This window comes from Telluribacter sp. (assembly GCF_035998675.1).
Taxonomy (GTDB): domain Bacteria; phylum Bacteroidota; class Bacteroidia; order Cytophagales; family Spirosomataceae; genus Telluribacter.
Map to the genome: position 1 here is coordinate 463,703 of NZ_DASYHI010000020.1, position 17,155 is coordinate 480,857.

14 protein-coding genes are annotated in these 17,155 nt (G+C 50.9%); 9 read left to right on the forward strand and 5 right to left on the reverse strand.

Features of this window, described 5'->3' with window-relative positions; translation table 11 throughout:
• Nucleotides 1–9: 9 nt before the first annotated feature.
• Together VGN67_RS16045 and VGN67_RS16050 are read left to right on the forward strand one after the other, a co-directional pair.
• A complete protein-coding gene (locus tag VGN67_RS16045; RefSeq protein ID WP_327487865.1) occupies nucleotides 10–2,457 on the forward strand; it encodes an Ig-like domain-containing protein in 2,448 nt (815 codons plus the stop codon).
• Between the two features lie 135 nt (nucleotides 2,458–2,592).
• Nucleotides 2,593–3,867 carry a DUF11 domain-containing protein gene (locus VGN67_RS16050; protein ID WP_327487866.1) on the forward strand — a complete coding sequence of 425 codons (1,275 nt, stop codon included), beginning with the start codon at nucleotides 2,593–2,595 and terminating at the stop codon, nucleotides 3,865–3,867.
• A 59-nt stretch (nucleotides 3,868–3,926) separates the two neighbouring features.
• Here the strand turns inward: VGN67_RS16050 and VGN67_RS16055 are convergent, their stop codons facing one another.
• From VGN67_RS16055 to VGN67_RS16070, 4 genes are all read right to left on the reverse strand, one after another.
• Nucleotides 3,927–4,463: a 3'-5' exonuclease gene (locus VGN67_RS16055; RefSeq protein ID WP_327487867.1), complete on the reverse strand. Its 537-nt coding sequence runs from the start codon at nucleotides 4,461–4,463 to the stop codon at nucleotides 3,927–3,929.
• A 179-nt stretch (nucleotides 4,464–4,642) separates the two neighbouring features.
• Nucleotides 4,643–5,038, reverse strand: coding sequence for a hypothetical protein (locus VGN67_RS16060; RefSeq protein WP_327487868.1), 396 nt, complete (start codon nucleotides 5,036–5,038; stop codon nucleotides 4,643–4,645).
• A 53-nt stretch (nucleotides 5,039–5,091) separates the two neighbouring features.
• Nucleotides 5,092–5,442, reverse strand: a complete 351-nt coding sequence (locus tag VGN67_RS16065; RefSeq protein WP_327487869.1) for a PadR family transcriptional regulator — start codon at nucleotides 5,440–5,442, stop codon at nucleotides 5,092–5,094.
• A gap of 85 nt (nucleotides 5,443–5,527) precedes the next feature.
• The gene (locus tag VGN67_RS16070; protein WP_327487870.1) at nucleotides 5,528–5,998 is read right to left on the reverse strand and encodes an Lrp/AsnC ligand binding domain-containing protein; all 471 of its coding nucleotides are present in this window, start codon (nucleotides 5,996–5,998) and stop codon (nucleotides 5,528–5,530) included.
• 613 nt (nucleotides 5,999–6,611) lie between these two features.
• On the opposite strand from VGN67_RS16070, the gene VGN67_RS16075 reads away from it, so the two are divergent.
• The 6 genes from VGN67_RS16075 to hslV all read left to right on the forward strand — a co-directional run bounded on the left by VGN67_RS16075 (nucleotide 6,612) and on the right by hslV (nucleotide 13,955).
• Nucleotides 6,612–7,847 carry a DUF819 domain-containing protein gene (locus tag VGN67_RS16075; RefSeq protein ID WP_327487871.1) on the forward strand — a complete coding sequence of 412 codons (1,236 nt, stop codon included), beginning with the start codon at nucleotides 6,612–6,614 and terminating at the stop codon, nucleotides 7,845–7,847.
• 167 nt (nucleotides 7,848–8,014) lie between these two features.
• Nucleotides 8,015–9,802, forward strand: a complete 1,788-nt coding sequence (lepA, locus tag VGN67_RS16080; RefSeq protein ID WP_327487872.1) for a translation elongation factor 4 — start codon at nucleotides 8,015–8,017, stop codon at nucleotides 9,800–9,802.
• A gap of 114 nt (nucleotides 9,803–9,916) precedes the next feature.
• Entirely contained in the window at nucleotides 9,917–11,590 is a 1,674-nt protein-coding gene (locus VGN67_RS16085; protein WP_327487873.1) for a pyruvate dehydrogenase complex dihydrolipoamide acetyltransferase, read from the forward strand.
• Between the two features lie 112 nt (nucleotides 11,591–11,702).
• Nucleotides 11,703–12,665: a YafY family protein gene (locus tag VGN67_RS16090; protein WP_327487874.1), complete on the forward strand. Its 963-nt coding sequence runs from the start codon at nucleotides 11,703–11,705 to the stop codon at nucleotides 12,663–12,665.
• A 54-nt stretch (nucleotides 12,666–12,719) separates the two neighbouring features.
• Nucleotides 12,720–13,214, forward strand: a complete 495-nt coding sequence (locus VGN67_RS16095) for a DinB family protein (RefSeq protein ID WP_327487875.1) — start codon at nucleotides 12,720–12,722, stop codon at nucleotides 13,212–13,214.
• Nucleotides 13,215–13,415: 201 nt separating this feature from the next.
• Complete coding sequence (gene hslV / locus VGN67_RS16100; RefSeq protein WP_327487876.1) at nucleotides 13,416–13,955, forward strand: ATP-dependent protease subunit HslV; 540 nt, start codon at nucleotides 13,416–13,418, stop codon at nucleotides 13,953–13,955.
• Nucleotides 13,956–13,995: 40 nt separating this feature from the next.
• Here hslV and dacB read toward each other — a convergent pair whose 3' ends face one another.
• Nucleotides 13,996–15,465, reverse strand: coding sequence for a D-alanyl-D-alanine carboxypeptidase/D-alanyl-D-alanine endopeptidase (dacB, locus tag VGN67_RS16105; RefSeq protein ID WP_327487877.1), 1,470 nt, complete (start codon nucleotides 15,463–15,465; stop codon nucleotides 13,996–13,998).
• Between the two features lie 194 nt (nucleotides 15,466–15,659).
• On the opposite strand from dacB, the gene VGN67_RS16110 reads away from it, so the two are divergent.
• Nucleotides 15,660–17,084 (forward strand): MBL fold metallo-hydrolase, encoded by a 1,425-nt coding sequence (locus VGN67_RS16110; protein WP_327487878.1) that lies wholly within the window; start codon nucleotides 15,660–15,662, stop codon nucleotides 17,082–17,084.
• The last annotated feature ends 71 nt before the right edge of the window (nucleotides 17,085–17,155 follow it).

Sequence of the window (17,155 nt, forward strand, 5' to 3'; positions counted from 1 at the left end):
AACCTTCCTGTGAAATTAAATAGACTCCGCCATCGGCTATCCCTGGTAGCTTTTCTTTGCTTATTTTTTCTAACCAAAACAGCTTTCAGCCAGGTATCGGACAATACCGTCAAGTACCGGGTTTCCTACGATCCTCAAGAATCGCTGTATACCGTTTGGGCGGTACCTCAATACAATACGCCCAACGCCAACAACCCCGCTACCGAGGAATTTGGCTCCACGGCGCAGGTAACTTTGCGGGTACCCGTAGCCTTTGAAATCCTGACCATAACCGACAGCCTAGGCAGCTGGGATAAAAATCCGACTAAATTGGGTGAGCAGGCTAACTTTGGTACGCCAGGTGCTTACCGATACTATGCCATAGGCAAAGCCCCCCAGGAAACCAACTACGGAACTTTCACCGCCGGTGATTCCGTAGCGCTGTTTTCCTTTACCGGAAACGCCTGTGCCGGTGCAGTAGAAATTATGCCGGTAGACGACCCTTTTGTAACGGCAGCCATGACGGCCTACAATCTGCATGTCCAGAGCAGCTTTTATTCCCGCTCTGGCCAACCCGCCGGTGGTAACGTAGTTCCGCTCGAACAGTACATTGGAGTAGACGGACCTCCTGCCTATTGCCCACCTATCGCTACGGATGACCTGGTATCGGGACTGGCTCCGGGCAGCAATGCCGTGGTGGCCATTCTTACCAATGATAAATTGAGCGACAGCGCTGTTCCCCTGCCTAATCAGGTGACTGTGTCACTTTCGGTGGAGGTACCTTCATCGGGCCCGGTTCCGGGTACTTATTCCAGTACCGAGGTGGACGGTAAAATAGTGATGGTAGTAACGGGCCAGGGTACCTGGACATACGATCCTTCCACGGGTGATCTGACCTTTGATCCCGAAGACGGCTTCACTGTTAACCCTACCCCCATTACCTACAAGCTAACCGAAACATTATCAGGCTTGTGGGATGAGGCAACCGTAACGGTGGAATACGAAAAAGTGCCGCCCGTTGCTGAGGACGATACCAATGCACCTGACCCGACAGTTCTGGCCCAACTCGCCAAACCCGGTGACCCCGTAGTACTTACTATACTTTCAAATGATGTACTGGCCGACTCTACCTCTGCCCTTCCTACGCTCGTCGATGTAGACCTGGATACTACTACTGTGGAGGTGCAACATGAACTGGTTGTGGCAAATGAAGGTACCTGGGCCTACAACCCCAGCACGGGCGAGTTGACCTTTACACCCGCTGAAAACTTTACCGGCGACCCAACGCCTATTGTGTATGAATTGATTGAAAATTACACGACGGAGTCTGACTTTGCTACCGTAACGGTACTTTACAACGATCCGCCGGTGGCTGTGAACGACAAGTACGAAACCGACGAAGACACCGAACTGGAAGTTTCTATTCCAGGAATTCTTGCCAACGACACCGACCAGGATACTCCCGCCGAGCAACTGACCGTGGAAATAGTGGAGTCTACTTCAAATGGTACTGTCACTTTGAATCCGGATGGTTCATTTACCTACATGCCTAAGCTGGATTACACCGGGGCCGACAGCTTTACCTACAAAGTATACGACGGCGTGTCGTACAGTAATGTAGCCACCGTTTCCATTACCATCAAGCCGGTTAATGATACCCTCCGACTGGCGGCAAAGGTATACCTTCAGGGAGCGCTTTACGGAGTTACCGAAGGCGCGCTGATGCGGGATGATTTGCGGGTGAAAAACCTGCTGCCACTGGCTTCGCCGTATGCGGCCTGGAATCCAGCTCAGGGCCTGGGCGACGCGGCCGAAAGCGTACCATCCGTAGCAGTATTTGACGCGGCCGACGAGGGCAATGACATAGTGGATTGGGTGTTTGTAGAACTACGCAATGCCGACGACTCCACCGTAGTAGTAGTTAGCCGTTCGGCTCTGCTACAACGTGACGGTGATATTGTTGCCGTGGATGGTACCTCACCCGTTGAATTTGTCATGACCAAAGAAGCCAGCTACTATGTGACCATTAAACACCGGAACCACCTGGCCGTGATGAGCGCAGAGGCCATAGCCTTTACCGCTACTCCTGCCACCGTAGATTTCCGCCAGGCCGGAACGCCTACCTTCGTGAAGGAAAAAAGCAATGCTATTCATCAGTCGCAGGTTGACGTACTGCAGGGCAAAGCCATGTGGGCGGGTAACAGCAACAGTGACGGCAAGGTAGGATTCCAGGGTACAGGTAACGACGTCGAAACCATTTCGACGCAGGTGATGGGTGCCCAGACTACCCCTGACCTGCAGTTCCCGAACTACGTGCTGAAAGGGTACCACACCGGCGACGTGAACATGAACGGGGAGGTGATCTTCCAGGGTACTTCCAATGATATTGAATTTATTTACCAGAATATCATTAAGAACCACCCTGGCAACGTCCTGAAGGAGAACAACTTCATTCTTCAGGAGCAACTACCAAATTAGTAAAACCGGTCAGCCGGGAGCGGATAAAATTTTCCACTTCCGGCTGACCAAATAAATAACCCATAAAAACAAATTGGCAAACCGATTCCCGCACTGGAAGAAAAGGCCCTGGTCCATTTTTTACTTATTTGCTAAATGAAAAAATTCACCACACTAGTAGCTATTGCTGGTTTACTGATAATGGGAGCCTTAACCTCCTATGCCCAGCTATCCACCAACCAGGTGAAGTACCAGATCACCTTTGACCAATCTACCCAAACCTACACGGTATGGGTGGTACCTCAATACAATACCCCCAACCAGCACAACAGCAGCGCCGACGAAACGGGAAGTACGGCCCAGGTCACGCTGAAAATACCCACGGACTTTGTGATGAAAAACATGAAGGACGTGAATGGTGTCTGGACCAAAACCCAAACCAAACTCGGTGACCCGGTAACCCAACCGAACTTTGCCAGCCAAACCTACGACAAGGACTTCCGGTACTGTGCTATCGGAAAAGTACCCGGCGAAACCAACTACGGAGCCTTTACCTCGGGTACTCCGGTGGCGTTGTTTACTTTCCAGAGCGCTGGTTGTACGGGTCCGGTTTCGGTATTGGAAAAAAATGATCCCTTCGTGGCCGCAGCCTACAACGCTTATTCCCTCAACGTGGAGTGTAGCTTTTATTCCCGCTCGGGTCAGCAACCCGGAGGTAATGTACAGCCCCTCGAACAGTTTGTTCAAACGCTGGGAGCCGCCGCGGAATGTAAGGTACCAACCAAAATGATTGACCTGTCCTTAACCTCCCGACTTGACAACAAACTACCTGCCGTTGATGACGTGGTTACCATAACCGTAGTAGTAAAGAATAGTGGCCCCGACGATGCAACGGGGGTAGAAGTAAAACACAGCTGGCCTTCGGGACTGGAAATGATGAAGTCGTCGGCTAATCAGGGTACTTATAACGGAGGTACCTGGACGGTAGGTTCCCTGGCCGTGGGTGACTCGGTCGCAATGACCTACACCGCCAGGGTAGTAGCCACGGGGGTACAGTACTACATAGCGGAAGTTTCCAAAGCCGACCAGGAAGACGTGAATTCGGTACCCGATAATGATATTCCTGAGGAAGATGACCAGGACATGGATTGTACGGGTGCGCCTATCCAGCTTTGTTCGGGACAGGCGGTGGAGCTGAGTATCCCGGCTTCCTATACCAATATTCAATGGTTCAAAAACGCAGTTCCTGTGCCGGGTGCCAACGCCGCTACCCTTAAAGTAACCGAACCCGGTAGCTACACATTTACCGCCACCAACGTCAGTTGCTCCACCGGAGCCTGCTGCCCCATAGTGGTGGAAGACGGCAACTGCTGCCCGGCCGAAGTATGCGTACCGGTAACTATTAAAAGAGTACGGACGGCCAAAAAATAGGTACTTGTAGACAGGCTACCAATCAGAAGCCCTCCCCGGTGCGGGGAGGGCTTCTTTGGTTAAAGGAGAGTAGGTTCGGTATCTTTCGGAATCAGACGCTGGTGGTCGTGGCGGAGGAGCATTTCAAAAAGCGTTACCGTGGCCTCCGCGTCGCCCGCGGCCCGGTGGCGATCCTTTACATTTATAGCAAGACTTTGGCATAGATTGCCCAGGCTATAGGACTTAAACCCGGGGAAAATACGTCGGCTAAGCCGAACGGTGCACAACTGATCGCGCTGGTAGTACTCATCCAGCCACAGAAATTCTTTTTTTATGAAATTGTAATCAAAACTTACGTTATGGGCCACAAACCAGGCATCCTGGGTAAGGGAACGAACCGGGTCGGCGATTTCGGCAAAGGTAGGGGCATCCTTGACCATTTTGTCTTCGATACCCGTTAGTCTGGAAATAAAGGGAGGAATAAAGGTTTCCGGATTAACCAGGGATTGAAACGAATCAACTACCTGTTGACCATCGTGACGATAAATAGCTACTTCAATAATACGCGTAGGGCCTTTTACTCCACCGGTCGTTTCAATATCCACTATGCAATACATGTATCAGAAAAGGGTAAAACGGGGCAGCCCGACTCGGTTAAAACCGACAAATACTGCCATCATGATTAGTTTTCAACTTGAATAATACAAAGAAATAAAAAAATTCACGCACACGGTTATTACCGCCCGGGAATATTCAGGAGTAGCAATAAAATTATCTGGAAAAATAAAGAGTGTGATTAGGCAAAAAAGTAGTGGCACAGGGCGGGCAAAAGACATATAACCCAGAATAGCATTAAGCCCAGTAAGGTAGCGATCATAACATGGCCGGGGTACTCCCGGCGAAGGACATACGCTCCGTAGAGTTGGTTCCGGTTTTCAAACACGATATCGGTCAGTGAGGCATCCGAAGCAAGCCAGTGCTTTCTTTCAATTTGCAGGTGAGTAAGTACCAGCGGGTCGGCCTCCTGGACCAAATCCTGCAAAACAAGCTCGAATGGATCACCTTCCCAAAGCCGCTCCTCCGCCTCGCAGGCCAGGTGGTCCAGCAGTTCGGGTAAAAACGCCGATTCTGTACCACTTTTTTCCAAATGGCGACGAAGCTCGTTCAGGCGATTTTCATTGAGCGATTTCATGGGTATATAGTAGTGTAGTGTGGAAATAGTTTATCATTTTTTGGGCCGCGCCGCTATTCAACCGAAAGCCGGGCTGGTTTGAGTAATAATTTCATGGCTTCCATAAACTTTTCCAGTTCGTGGGTTTTGGTCTGGGCGGTTTCACTTCCCAGGGTCGTGAGGGTATAGTACTTGCGCAACCGGCCATCCACCGCTTCCGACTCGGTCAGCAGGTGTCCTTCCTGCTCAAGCTTGTGCAGCACCGGATACAGCGCACCAAAGGTCAGGGTTATATTCCCATCCGTGCGTTCTTTCACTTCCTGCGTTATTTCATAGCCGTACATCCGGCCCCGCTCCGCCAAAAGATTCAGGACAATGGTCTTTAAGGTACCCCGTACGTATTCGTTACTTCCGTTATTTTCCATAATTGATTCACCAGTTACTACACAAATATATAAGATTCCGGCATATAAAAACCCAAAACCGAAAAAATTTATTCTCCCCAGCCCATTACTCCTCCCCCAGCGGAATGGACCGATTGATACGTTCGTCCAGCGAAATGAAGGTTTCGGTACGCTGAATGCCCTGTACCCGCTGAATTTTATCGTGCAGTACTTCGCGCAAGTGTTCGGTATCCCGACAGACAATTTTGGCAAATATGCTGTAAATACCCGTTGTGTAATGAATATTGACCACTTCGGGAATCCGTTCGAGTTGCTCGGCCACCTCTTCGTACAGGGAGCTTTTATCCAGATAAATACCCAGAAAGGCGCTGATGTCCCAGCCGAGTTTGGCCGGGTCAATGATAAGTTGGGAGCCTTTTACAATTCCCATCTGCTCCATTTTTTTCATGCGTACATGCACGGTTCCGCCCGACACAAATACTCTTTTTCCGATTTCGGTATACGGCAAACCCGCGTTTTCCATGAGTAAAGCCAGTATGCGCAAGTCGGTATTATCAATTTCTAAATTTTTGTTCATTTTTGCTCTCCATTTTGTGGATATTCTAATGTAACGGTACAAAAATTGAAAATTATCTAAATTTTAAGAAATTTTACTGCAATTATTTTAATTTTTCAGCTTTGTCCTATACATTTGTATTGTCAATTCAGCGAAAGAACAAGCATCGGACGGGAAGTGACAGCGTTTTTTGACTATACTGTAGGATGATGAAACTGGCAGCCATGCCCTCCTGTCTCGGGGGTGGTGAGAACGGGAAAAACGCGGTATAACGTCGGCCTTTGGCTGACTGGGGTTGACCACCAACTCTTTGTATCGTAGCTAACCGCACCTTGGGTGGTTCGACTCCCCCTCCTACAGCTCTGAAAAACTTGACAAGCGAGAATAATCGCAAAAGTTTTATTTGGTTTTTAGTTTGTTGATGAAGTGTAATTTGACACGCGGGTTCATTTTGAAACCTGCGTGTTTTTATTTTATCCCCTTTCCGGCTTTTGCCGCTACCTGCGCTGGCATCAAGTCTGATTCTTTGCCTATCTTGCGCCACAAATAAAGGTATTATAAGAAATATTTCCCGAATTATTTCTTCAGGTACCTTGAAAGCTAACAGCTGCTACCTCTCACCAAAAACCAACGTATGATTCAGAATGACGCAACGGTACTGGGCATATTGATGCTGGTACTGGCGCTGGTATTCTATACCGCTTCCCTGCCGCAGCGCGGCTGGCAACGCTTTTATGGTGTAGTACCTCCCCTGTTGCTCTGTTACTTTATTCCGGGGGTACTTAACTCCCTGGGGGTTATTAACGGAACTACCTCACAGCTGTACCCCGTGGTGTCTAGGTACTTCCTGCCTGCCTGTCTGGTTCTGTTCACGCTGGGGATGGACTGGCCTTCCCTGCGCAAATTAGGTCCGCAGGCTTTGATAATGATGTTTGCCGGTACGGTGGGAATTATGCTGGGTGGGCCCGTAGCGCTCTGGCTCGTCAGTCTTTTCAGTCCCGAAACCGTGGGTGGCGAAGGACCGGAGGCCGTCTGGCGCGGCCTGGCTACCATCGCCGGTAGCTGGATTGGCGGCGGAGCTAACCAAACGGCCCTGCGCGAGGTATTTACCCCCAGCGACCGGTTGTTTTCGCAGGTAGTGGCGGTGGATGTACTGGTGGCGGAGCTGTGGATGGCGGCTCTGATATATGCCGCCGGCTACACGACCCGCATTGACAAGGTACTTCGGGCTAACAGCGGCCACATTGTCCATATTCAGAAACGCCTGGAAGAAATTGAATTGACCAACCAACGTATTCCGGCCACCCGCGATCTGATATACCTCGGCGCGGTAGGCTTCGGTGCCACCGGACTGGCCCACTGGCTTTCGGAGCAGATAGTACCCTACCTGGCCACCAACTATCCCGACCTGGCTAAGTACAGCCTGACCTCTACTTTTTTCTGGATTGTAGCGCTGGTTACCTTTATGGGTATCATGCTGTCGCTCACGCCTCTGCGGAGACTGGAACACGTGGGTGCCTCCAAAATGGGAAGCGTATTTTTGTACGTCCTGGTCGCTACCATCGGGATGCAGATGGACCTGGGGGCCGTAGCCGACAATCCCGGCTTATTTGCCATTGGCCTCATCTGGATGCTTATTCACGCTGCTTTTATTATTGGCGTGGCCTGGTTGCTTAAAATACCTTTCTTTTTTGCGGCGGTAGGTAGTCAGGCCAACGTGGGCGGGTCGGCCTCGGCACCGGTAGTAGCGGCGGCTTTTCATCCTTCCCTGGCACCGGTCGGGGTATTGCTCGCGATCCTGGGCTACGCGGTGGGTACTTATGCCGGGTACCTGACGGCCCTGATGATGAAGTGGGTAAGCGAAATGTAACAGATTGCCCCACCGCTACGTTACAAAGCCGGAGAGAGGTTCTCCTGTTAAAATAAAAGGGATAATCTGTAATAATCCCCGCAAGGCTTGTAATTTTGTATCCTTAAAAATAAAGAACCCCTGTTACTACTTATAAACTTCCCTTGGGGGTTAGGGCTAATACCTACATGAAAAACATTCGCAATTTTTGCATAATAGCGCATATTGACCACGGTAAAAGTACCCTGGCGGACCGTTTGCTGGAATTTACCAAAACCGTAACGAATCGTGAAATGCAGGCTCAACTCCTGGACGACATGGACCTGGAGCGGGAGCGCGGTATTACCATCAAGAGTCATGCGATCCAGATGGACTACCTGCTCGATGGCGAGCAATACACACTCAACCTGATCGACACACCCGGCCACGTGGACTTTTCGTACGAAGTGTCCCGTTCCATTGCAGCCTGCGAAGGCGCGCTGCTGCTGGTGGATGCCGCCCAGGGAATCGAAGCCCAGACCATTTCAAACCTGTACCTGGCCATTAATCATAACCTGGTTATTATTCCGGTCCTGAACAAGATAGACCTGCCCGGTGCCATGCCGGAAGAAGTAACGGACCAGATCGTAGACCTCATCGGCTGTGACCGCGACGAAATCATCCACGCCAGTGGCAAGGAAGGTATCGGTATTGAAGAAATCCTGCACGCCATAGTACACCGGGTGCCGGCCCCAAAAGGGGACCCCGAGGCACCGCTCCAGGCCCTTATCTTTGATTCAGTTTTTAACTCCTATCGGGGAATCGAGGTAATTTTCCGGATCAAGAACGGCAGCGTCCGGAAAGGAGATAAAGTAAAGTTTATGGCGACCGGCAAAGAGTACTTTGCCGACGAGATTGGAACCCTCCGCCTGCAGAAACAACCCAAGGACGTAGTGGAGTGCGGAGACGTAGGGTACCTGATATCGGGAATTAAAGTAGCGCGCGAGGTAAAAGTCGGTGATACTTTTACGCACATTCATCGTCCTTCGACTACTATGATCAAGGGATTTGAGGAAGTGAAACCCATGGTTTTTGCGGGTATTTATCCCGTGGATACTACCGAATACGAAGACCTGCGCGATGCTATGGAAAAATTGCAGCTCAACGACGCGGCCCTGGTGTGGGAACCCGAAACGTCGATGGCGCTGGGTTTTGGTTTCCGATGCGGGTTTCTGGGTATGCTGCACATGGAAATTGTACAGGAGCGTCTGGAGCGCGAATTTGACATGACTGTGATCACGACAGTACCATCGGTACAGTTCAATGTGATCAACACCAAAGACGAATTGCTGAAAGTAAGCGCGCCCTCCGAAATGCCCGAGCCCAACCATATTAACTGGATCGAAGAGCCGTTCATTAACGCGCAGATCATTTCCAAGTCCGAGTACGTGGGCGCTATTATGACCCTGTGTATGGACAAGCGCGGCATGCTTAAAAACCAGATCTACCTGACCGCCGACCGGGTGGAACTACAGTTTACCATGCCGCTGGCCGAAGTAGTATTTGACTTTTTTGACCGGCTCAAGACCATCTCGCGCGGCTACGCTTCGCTTGACTACGAACTAAGCGGTTACGAGGAGTCAGACATGGTGAAGCTGGATGTCATGCTTAACGGTGACCGCATAGACGCCCTTTCGGCCATTGTACACCGTACCAAAGCCTACGAGTGGGGTAAGAAATTATGTGAAAAACTTCGGGAGCTGATTCCCCGCCAGATGTTTGAAATTGCCATTCAGGCCGCCATTGGACAAAAAATCATTGCCCGTGAAACCGTAAAGGCCATGCGCAAGGACGTATTGGCGAAATGCTACGGGGGAGATATTTCGAGGAAACGAAAACTGCTTGAAAAACAGAAAAAAGGAAAGAAACGGATGCGTCAGGTGGGGAACGTGGAGATTCCCCAGGAAGCATTCATGGCCGTACTGAAGATTACCTAAGGCGCCCGCCAGGCGACAATTTTAATTACAAAAGGACGTGCTTATCGTCCTTTTGTTGTATTTTTGGCTGATTAATACCAAAACTCCTGAATCTAAATATACTACCGAAGTAATATGGCAGAAGCAATCCGTATGCCCAAGATGAGCGACACCATGGAAGAAGGTGTCATTGCCGAATGGCACAAAAAAGTGGGTGATCAAATAAAATCAGGCGATGTAATCGCCGAAGTTGAAACCGACAAAGCGACCATGGACCTTGAATCGTATGAGGAAGGTACCCTTCTTTATATTGGCGTAGAAAAAGGAGCTTCTGTCCCTATCAACGGAATTATTGCGGTAGTTGGAAAGCAGGGAGAAGATTATAAAGCACTGCTGGATGGCGGTGGAAGCAACGGCAGTTCTAAAAAAGAAGAACCCGTAGAGGAAGTAAAGCAGGAGAAAGAAAAAGTTACTTCCAATGACGCCTCCCCGGCTCCTAAGAAGGAGTCCAAACCTGCCGCACCGGCCGAAAAGATAAACGCTACGGTAGTGCGCATGCCCAAGATGAGCGATACCATGGAAGAGGGTACGCTGGTGTCGTGGCAGAAGAAGGTAGGTGATAAAGTTAAGTCGGGTGATATTCTGGCCGAAGTCGAAACCGATAAGGCTACGATGGAACTGGATGCCTACGAAGAAGGTACCCTGCTGTATACCGGCGTCAAGGAAGGCGAAGCAGTACCCGTTAACGGTATTATTGCCGTTATTGGCGAAGAAGGTGCCAACGTTGAAGCCCTGCTGGCCCGAGAAAATGGCGAAGGATCTGACGAACAAGTGGAAGACATTACGGATACTGCCAGTAAAGTATCCGAAGTACCTTCTACCCATGAGTCTTCCAAAGAAACGGTTTCGGCCAATGATTCAGACCGTATCAAAGCCTCACCCCTGGCCCGTAAACTAGCCGAAGAAAAAGGAATTGATATAAGCAAGGTGGAAGGCAGTGGTGATAACGGTCGCATCGTAAAACGCGACGTCGACAGCTTTGTACCTTCCGCCAAAGCCGCACCCGCCGCTGAAGAACCCAAACAAACCGAAGCCAAAGCGCCCGCCGCTGCTCCCGAGCCCGTGGGCGACTACGAAGACATACCGGTATCGCAGATGCGCAAGACGATTGCCCGTCGCCTGAGCGATAGCCTCTTTACCGCACCGCACTTCTACCTGACCATGGAAATAAACATGGATAAGGCCATGGAGCTGCGCCCCAAACTGAACGAGGTAAGTCCGGCCAAGATTTCCTTCAACGACATGGTTATCAAGGCCTGCGCCGTTGCCCTGAAACAGCATCCAGCGGTTAACTCGGCCTGGCTGGGCGACAAAATACGCCGTTACAAATATGTCAATGTAGGTGTAGCCGTAGCCGTGGAAGAAGGCCTGCTGGTACCTGTAGTACGTGATGCCGACAAGAAAACACTCTCCGTAATTTCGGGGGAAGTGAAAGAATTTGCCAGTAAGGCCAAAGACAAGAAGCTGCAGCCCAAAGACTGGGAAGGCAATACCTTCTCCATCTCCAACCTGGGTATGTTTGGCATTGATGAGTTCACGGCCATTATTAACCCGCCCGATGCCTGTATCCTGGCGGTAGGTACCATTAAGAAGGTAGCCGAATTTAAGGAAGATGGCTCGGTGTATCCCGTCAATATCATGAAGGTGACCCTGTCCTGCGATCACCGCGTCGTGGACGGAGCTACCGGCTCTGCCTTCCTGCAGACGGTAAAGAAACTGCTCGAAGAACCAATGAGCATGTTGGTTTAAGCCCAATCATATAGTTCATAAAAAAGGAGCGTCGGCTAAGCTGTCGCTCCTTTTTTGTGTAGCTTTAAACCAGTAAGTACTATTATCCATCCGGCCCTTTTTTCCTGCTACCATGAACCGCCTTGACCGACTCACCTCCATCCTGATTCAGTTGCAGTCCAAACGGATTGTAAAATCGCAGGAAATCGCCGACCGGTTTGGAATCAGTTTACGTACCGTTTACCGCGACATCCGCACCCTGGAATTGGCCGGACTGCCCCTCATCAGCGAGGCCGGTGTGGGGTACTCGCTCGTAGAAGGGTACCGGCTACCACCCGTACACTTCACCCGGGAAGAGGCCATGTCATTTGTAACGGCCGGAAAACTGGTCCAAAAGCTAACCGACTCTACAACCCGGCAGTCCTACCAGTCGGCACTTTTCAAGATAAAAGCCGTTTTGCGCACCAATGAAAAAGAGCTGCTGGATGACATTACGAACTACATTGAAGTACTTGACAATAAGTACCTGCCCAAAGACCGGCACAAAAATCTTTATATAGAACAAATTCTGAATTGTATTCTGAACAGGTACCTGGTCCGGATTGCGTATTACTCCACCAAAACGCTCCAATCCTCCTCGCGCGACCTCGAACCCATAGGTATTTATTCCAATGGCCCCTACTGGTACCTTATTGCTTTTTGTAGGCTCCGGGCCAGTTATCGTAATTTCCGGCTGGACCGGGTTCAGTCCATTCAGGTTCTGGAGGAGCGCTTTTCGACCCGCCACCCTTCCCTCCAGAACTTTATCGAGGAAACATCCCAGCAGAAATCGGTGCAGAAGGTAGTGATACGCCTGGAAAAAACCTCCTACCAGTACCTGTGCGACCAGCAGTACTACCACGGTTTTATATCCCAGACCGAAATCGGTGACCAGATTGAGATGACGTTTTTAACGGCTTCCCTCCCTGGATTCGCCCACTGGTACCTGCTGTTGGGGGAAGTGGCCGAAATAGTGGAACCCGAGGAACTGAATGCGCTGGTATTGGAAAAACTGGAAAAGATACGGCTCAGAATTTCTCAAAGTCTGCTGACATAGGGTTGTCACGGGGGTACCTGACCTTTGTACCGTTCACCAAAAAAACAACTACCTATGATTTCATTTATTGAAGCTTTCCAGAGAGAATTAGCCGACGAAGCCAAAGAAACCCGCCGGATGCTGGCGATAGTACCCGCCGATAAAATGGATTGGCAGCCTCACCCCAAAAGCATGATCATCAAGTCCCTGGCCACGCACTTGGCCGAAATCCCGCTGATGATTCAGTTTGCGCTCGAACGTAACAAGTGGGATTTTGCCGATGAGCCTTACAGTCCTGCCGACTTTCCTAACGCAGAGGCGCTGCTGGCTCGCTTTAATGAATGCGTAGACCTGGCACAAAACGCGCTGGCAAATGCCTCGGATGATGTACTTACTGACACCTGGCAACTCTGCTCGGGTAACGTGATTTACCTGGAAATGCAGCGGTGGGAAGCCATCCGCCATGCTTTTGGCCAGAATGCTCACCACCGGGCTCAGCTGGGCGTGTATCTACGCTTACTGGATATCCCCATTCCGGGTCCCTATGGGCCGAGTGCCGACGAAATGTAAAACCCGGATGGTACCGGTACCCAAGTACCTATACTCCTGAACCTTACCGGCTAACGCAACTACCCAGGTTTCGCAGGTGGACAGGTACCTCCGGCACCTGAACGTTCCCCCCCGGTTTCCAGTTATATTTACAATTCGGCGCTGACTCAACAAAAGTTCGGCGCTGAGTTGTAAATTGCCTTTATTGTTTAACCAGGATTTATGGAAAAAATTCACGCAACTACCGTCCTCGGAGTACTGCACAATGGTACCGTTGCCCTGGGCGCGGATGGACAAGCTACCATGGGAAATACCGTAGCCAAAAGTAATGTCCGGAAAGTACGCACCCTGCACGGGGGTAAGGTACTGGCTGGCTTTGCCGGCTCCACGGCGGATGCCTTTACGCTGCTGGAAAAATTTGAAGAAAAACTCAACGGCTACGGCGGCAACATGAAACGCGCCGCTATTGAGCTGGCCAAAGACTGGCGCACCGACCGCTACCTGCGCAAACTGGAAGCCATGATGATTGTGGCCGGTAAGGACGAGATTCTGGTTATTTCGGGAACGGGCGATGTACTGGAGCCCGAAAATGGCATTGCCGCCATCGGCTCGGGTGGAAACTTTGCCCTATCGGCCGCCCTGGCCCTGAAAAAACACGCCTCCCAGCTTTCGGCCGAAGAAATGGTCCGGGAAGGACTTTCCATCGCCGCCGACCTGTGTATTTATACCAACCACAACCTGGTGCTGGAGAAACTAAGCTAATTGGCTCCGCTCTCCCAGGGTACTTACGCTGGGAGAGTCTTTAAATATTGCCCAGTAAAAGCATCAGTTTCACCAGTTCCTGCCCGATGGCCCGGCTGTTGTCAGGCTGGTATTTGTGGGCAATGATAGAAAAACTGAGCCGCTCGCCGGAGCGGGTAGTTACGTAGCCCGCGTAGGCGCGGCTCCCCTCAATACTCCCACTTTTCGCCCGAAGATTGCCCGCCGCCCGGCTGCCCTTCCCCAGATTCCGAACCGTACCCGTTTGCCCCATAACGGCAATGCTTCGGTAAAAATCATTAAAATTCTTATCCTTAGCCACGGCATTCAAAATATCCGTCAGGTTATGGGTGGTCAGGGAACCGGAGGGTGAAAGCCCGCTCCCATCCTTGATAAAAAAGCCCCCGGTATCTACGCCGCGACCTTTCCAGTAGTTGGCCACCGCCTCGGTCGCACTCTCAAAGTCCGAACGTTCCGTCAATTTTTTGGAAGTTGTTTTTAGCAAGGCGTCGGCGTACAGATTGATGCTCCACCAGTTGGTTTGCTGGCAAATATCCCGTAAATAGGGGGATGTATAGGTATCCAGGGTGACCCTGGTAAGCGGCTGGCTGGGCGTTTCGTTAAGTACCAGGGGTTCTCCGGCTACCCCGATGGAGTCTCTGATTAAACTTTGCTGAAGCGCATAGGCGGCGTAGAAGGCCGCGTCGGGAAGTGCGCCCCTGACCGAAAAAGACGAAACTCCGCGGGGTACGGTACCGGTCAGCCGGGCCCCGTTACTGGTAGGACTGGAATAAATTATCACCTGATCGCCCGAGCCGGACTCCCCGGTCGTGACGCGGTTGGTAAAGGTGAGGTAAGGTAAGGCGGGCGTGGAATAGAGTACTTCGGTGGGGTCGCCCAGGTTTTGGCCCGGCTTGAAGTACACCCGGTACTGATTTTCGGTAAAATTCAGCCCCTGGACTCCGGCCCCGTAGTAATTGCCTACATCGCCCCAAATCCAGCTATCGGCCAGTGGCTGGTCGTCGAAGTAACTGGCGTCGGCCACCACCTGCCCCTGCACGTAGCGGATACCGGCCTTGCGTACGACTTCTTTCCAGCGCCGGAGCAAGGCCTCGTCGTCGGGATAGCCTTTAAAACGGTCACTGCCCAGGGAAGGGTCGCCGGTACCGCGCAGGTACAGGTTCCCCCGCAGGGTGTCGTTGTCAATCTGTCCGTCGTACTCCAAAAAAGTCTGGTACCTGAAATCTCCTCCCAGCACCGAAAGCGCCGTTGCTGTGGTAACCAGCTTAAGCGTAGAAGCCGACGGCAAAGACTGCTGCTGATTCAGGGCGGCAATAATTTTGCCATCGTTTACATTTTTGACACAAACCGACAGCACACCGTACTGCATCAGTTCGCTGTTCTGCAACTCCACCACCGCATCCGTAAACTGGTTTACAGCTGCCGAATCAAGGGATGGTGGTGGGACCAGGCCCACCAATAGTAGCCAAAGAAAAAGACTAAGCTGATTCATCTTATCTGAGCGTAATATTGCACTTTACAGCACCTGTTGCACGTTTTTCGTGCCAGTCCCCGTAAAACATGGGGTAAACTGTCCTGTTTTTGGTACTTTTGCCTGAATTATACTATCGTAACAAATGAAAGGCGTTTGATGTTAAAGCTTTTGGCTAATAGCAGAAAAAGACCTGATTACTGCATAAATTTTCTATGAAATTGACATTTTGGGGAGCCACCCGACAGGTAACCGGTAGCATGTATCTTCTGGAAGTAGATGATTACCGTGTCCTGATTGACTGTGGCTCCGACTTTGACCTGGACTCAAAAGAAAAAGAAGTACTTTATCAACAACAAAAAAGTGTTTTCCCCTTTGATGCTTCCCTGATAAACACCGTTCTTCTTACCCACGCTCACATTGACCACTCCGGAAACATCCCGAACCTGTATAAGGAAGGCTTTGAAGGACGGGTAGTATGCACCGACCCCACCTTTGGTCTGGCGGCCCTGCTCCTGAAAGATGCGGCTATGCTGCACCAGAAAAAGCTGAACGCCCAAAATGGAGCCGGTACCCGCCGACGGGGGAAGAAAGCGAAAAATGTACCGAAGGATTTTTTCCTGGAAAAACAGGTAAACGAAGCCTTGGATAACTTTGTACCCGTGGCCTTCGGCCAACGCTACAAAATTGCCGACCACATTGCCGTTACCTACATTACAGCGGGACACCTGCTGGGGGCCGCCCATATTGTGGTGGAAACCTGGGAGAACGGCGAGAAAAAAACGCTTTGCTTTTCGGGTGATATTGGACGAAAAAACTACCCACTCCTGCCTGACCCACAGCCCATACCACAGGTTGATTACCTGATTTGTGAAAGTACCTACGGCAACCGGCTGCACGAAGACAAGCGAACGCCCGAGGCTGCCCTGGCCGATGTAATTAACCGGACCTGCGTCGAAATACCGGGCCGATTGATTATTCCTTCCTTCAGTGTGGGGCGCACCCAGGCGCTGCTGTATACCCTGAACCGGCTCTACGTGGAGCATAACCTACCGCCCATCAAGGTATTTACGGATAGTCCGCTGGGCTATGGCAGTACCAAGGTGTACCAGAAACACGTACGGCTGATGAATAAGGAAGCGCGGGAGTTCAAGGAAGAAAACGATATGCTTTTTGACTTTGAAAACCTGATTTATCTGGAAAGTACTGATGCCAGCCGGGCCGTTTCCAACTACAACGAGCCGTGCATTATTATTTCCTCGTCGGGAATGGTGCAGGGGGGGCGCGTGGAGCAGCACGTAGCCGCCAACATTGGCAATCCGTATGCTACTATTCTGATGATTGGTTACGCCTCCGAAGGTACCCTGGGCTGGCGACTGCTGAACGGACAGGATACCATCACCATTAAAGGCAAGCAGTTTCCGGTCTTGGCGAATATTGAAAAAATTGACGTATTTAGCGGCCACGGCGACCTCAACGACCTGCTGGGTTTTGTAAATTCGCAGGATGCCAGCCGGTTAAAAAAAGTATTTCTGGTGCACGGAGAGCATCAGAGCATGATTAATTTTCAGGAAAACCTGCAAAGCAAAGGCTATAATGATGTGCTAATCCCTGAGCGGGGACAAACTTTTGACTTATAATCGACGGTCCGACGCTTTGGACCACCGAAGCGTTGGACCGTCGAACCTATCTATATTGGACGAATTAGCAT

What these genes read in the sequence shown, in the direction of transcription:
- VGN67_RS16090 (WP_327487874.1), top strand. Translation starts at nt 11,703, where the DNA reads ATGAACCGCCTTGACCGACTCACCTCCATCCTGATTCAGTTGCAGTCC.
- VGN67_RS16075 (WP_327487871.1), top strand. Translation starts at nt 6,612, where the DNA reads ATGATTCAGAATGACGCAACGGTACTGGGCATATTGATGCTGGTACTG.
- VGN67_RS16085 (WP_327487873.1), top strand. Translation starts at nt 9,917, where the DNA reads ATGGCAGAAGCAATCCGTATGCCCAAGATGAGCGACACCATGGAAGAA.
- VGN67_RS16050 (WP_327487866.1), top strand. Translation starts at nt 2,593, where the DNA reads ATGAAAAAATTCACCACACTAGTAGCTATTGCTGGTTTACTGATAATG.
- lepA (WP_327487872.1), top strand. Translation starts at nt 8,015, where the DNA reads ATGAAAAACATTCGCAATTTTTGCATAATAGCGCATATTGACCACGGT.
- hslV (WP_327487876.1), top strand. Translation starts at nt 13,416, where the DNA reads ATGGAAAAAATTCACGCAACTACCGTCCTCGGAGTACTGCACAATGGT.
- VGN67_RS16060 (WP_327487868.1), bottom strand. Translation starts at nt 5,038, where the DNA reads ATGAAATCGCTCAATGAAAATCGCCTGAACGAGCTTCGTCGCCATTTG.
- VGN67_RS16065 (WP_327487869.1), bottom strand. Translation starts at nt 5,442, where the DNA reads ATGGAAAATAACGGAAGTAACGAATACGTACGGGGTACCTTAAAGACC.
- VGN67_RS16070 (WP_327487870.1), bottom strand. Translation starts at nt 5,998, where the DNA reads ATGAACAAAAATTTAGAAATTGATAATACCGACTTGCGCATACTGGCT.
- VGN67_RS16110 (WP_327487878.1), top strand. Translation starts at nt 15,660, where the DNA reads ATGAAATTGACATTTTGGGGAGCCACCCGACAGGTAACCGGTAGCATG.
- dacB (WP_327487877.1), bottom strand. Translation starts at nt 15,465, where the DNA reads ATGAATCAGCTTAGTCTTTTTCTTTGGCTACTATTGGTGGGCCTGGTC.
- VGN67_RS16095 (WP_327487875.1), top strand. Translation starts at nt 12,720, where the DNA reads ATGATTTCATTTATTGAAGCTTTCCAGAGAGAATTAGCCGACGAAGCC.
- VGN67_RS16055 (WP_327487867.1), bottom strand. Translation starts at nt 4,463, where the DNA reads ATGTATTGCATAGTGGATATTGAAACGACCGGTGGAGTAAAAGGCCCT.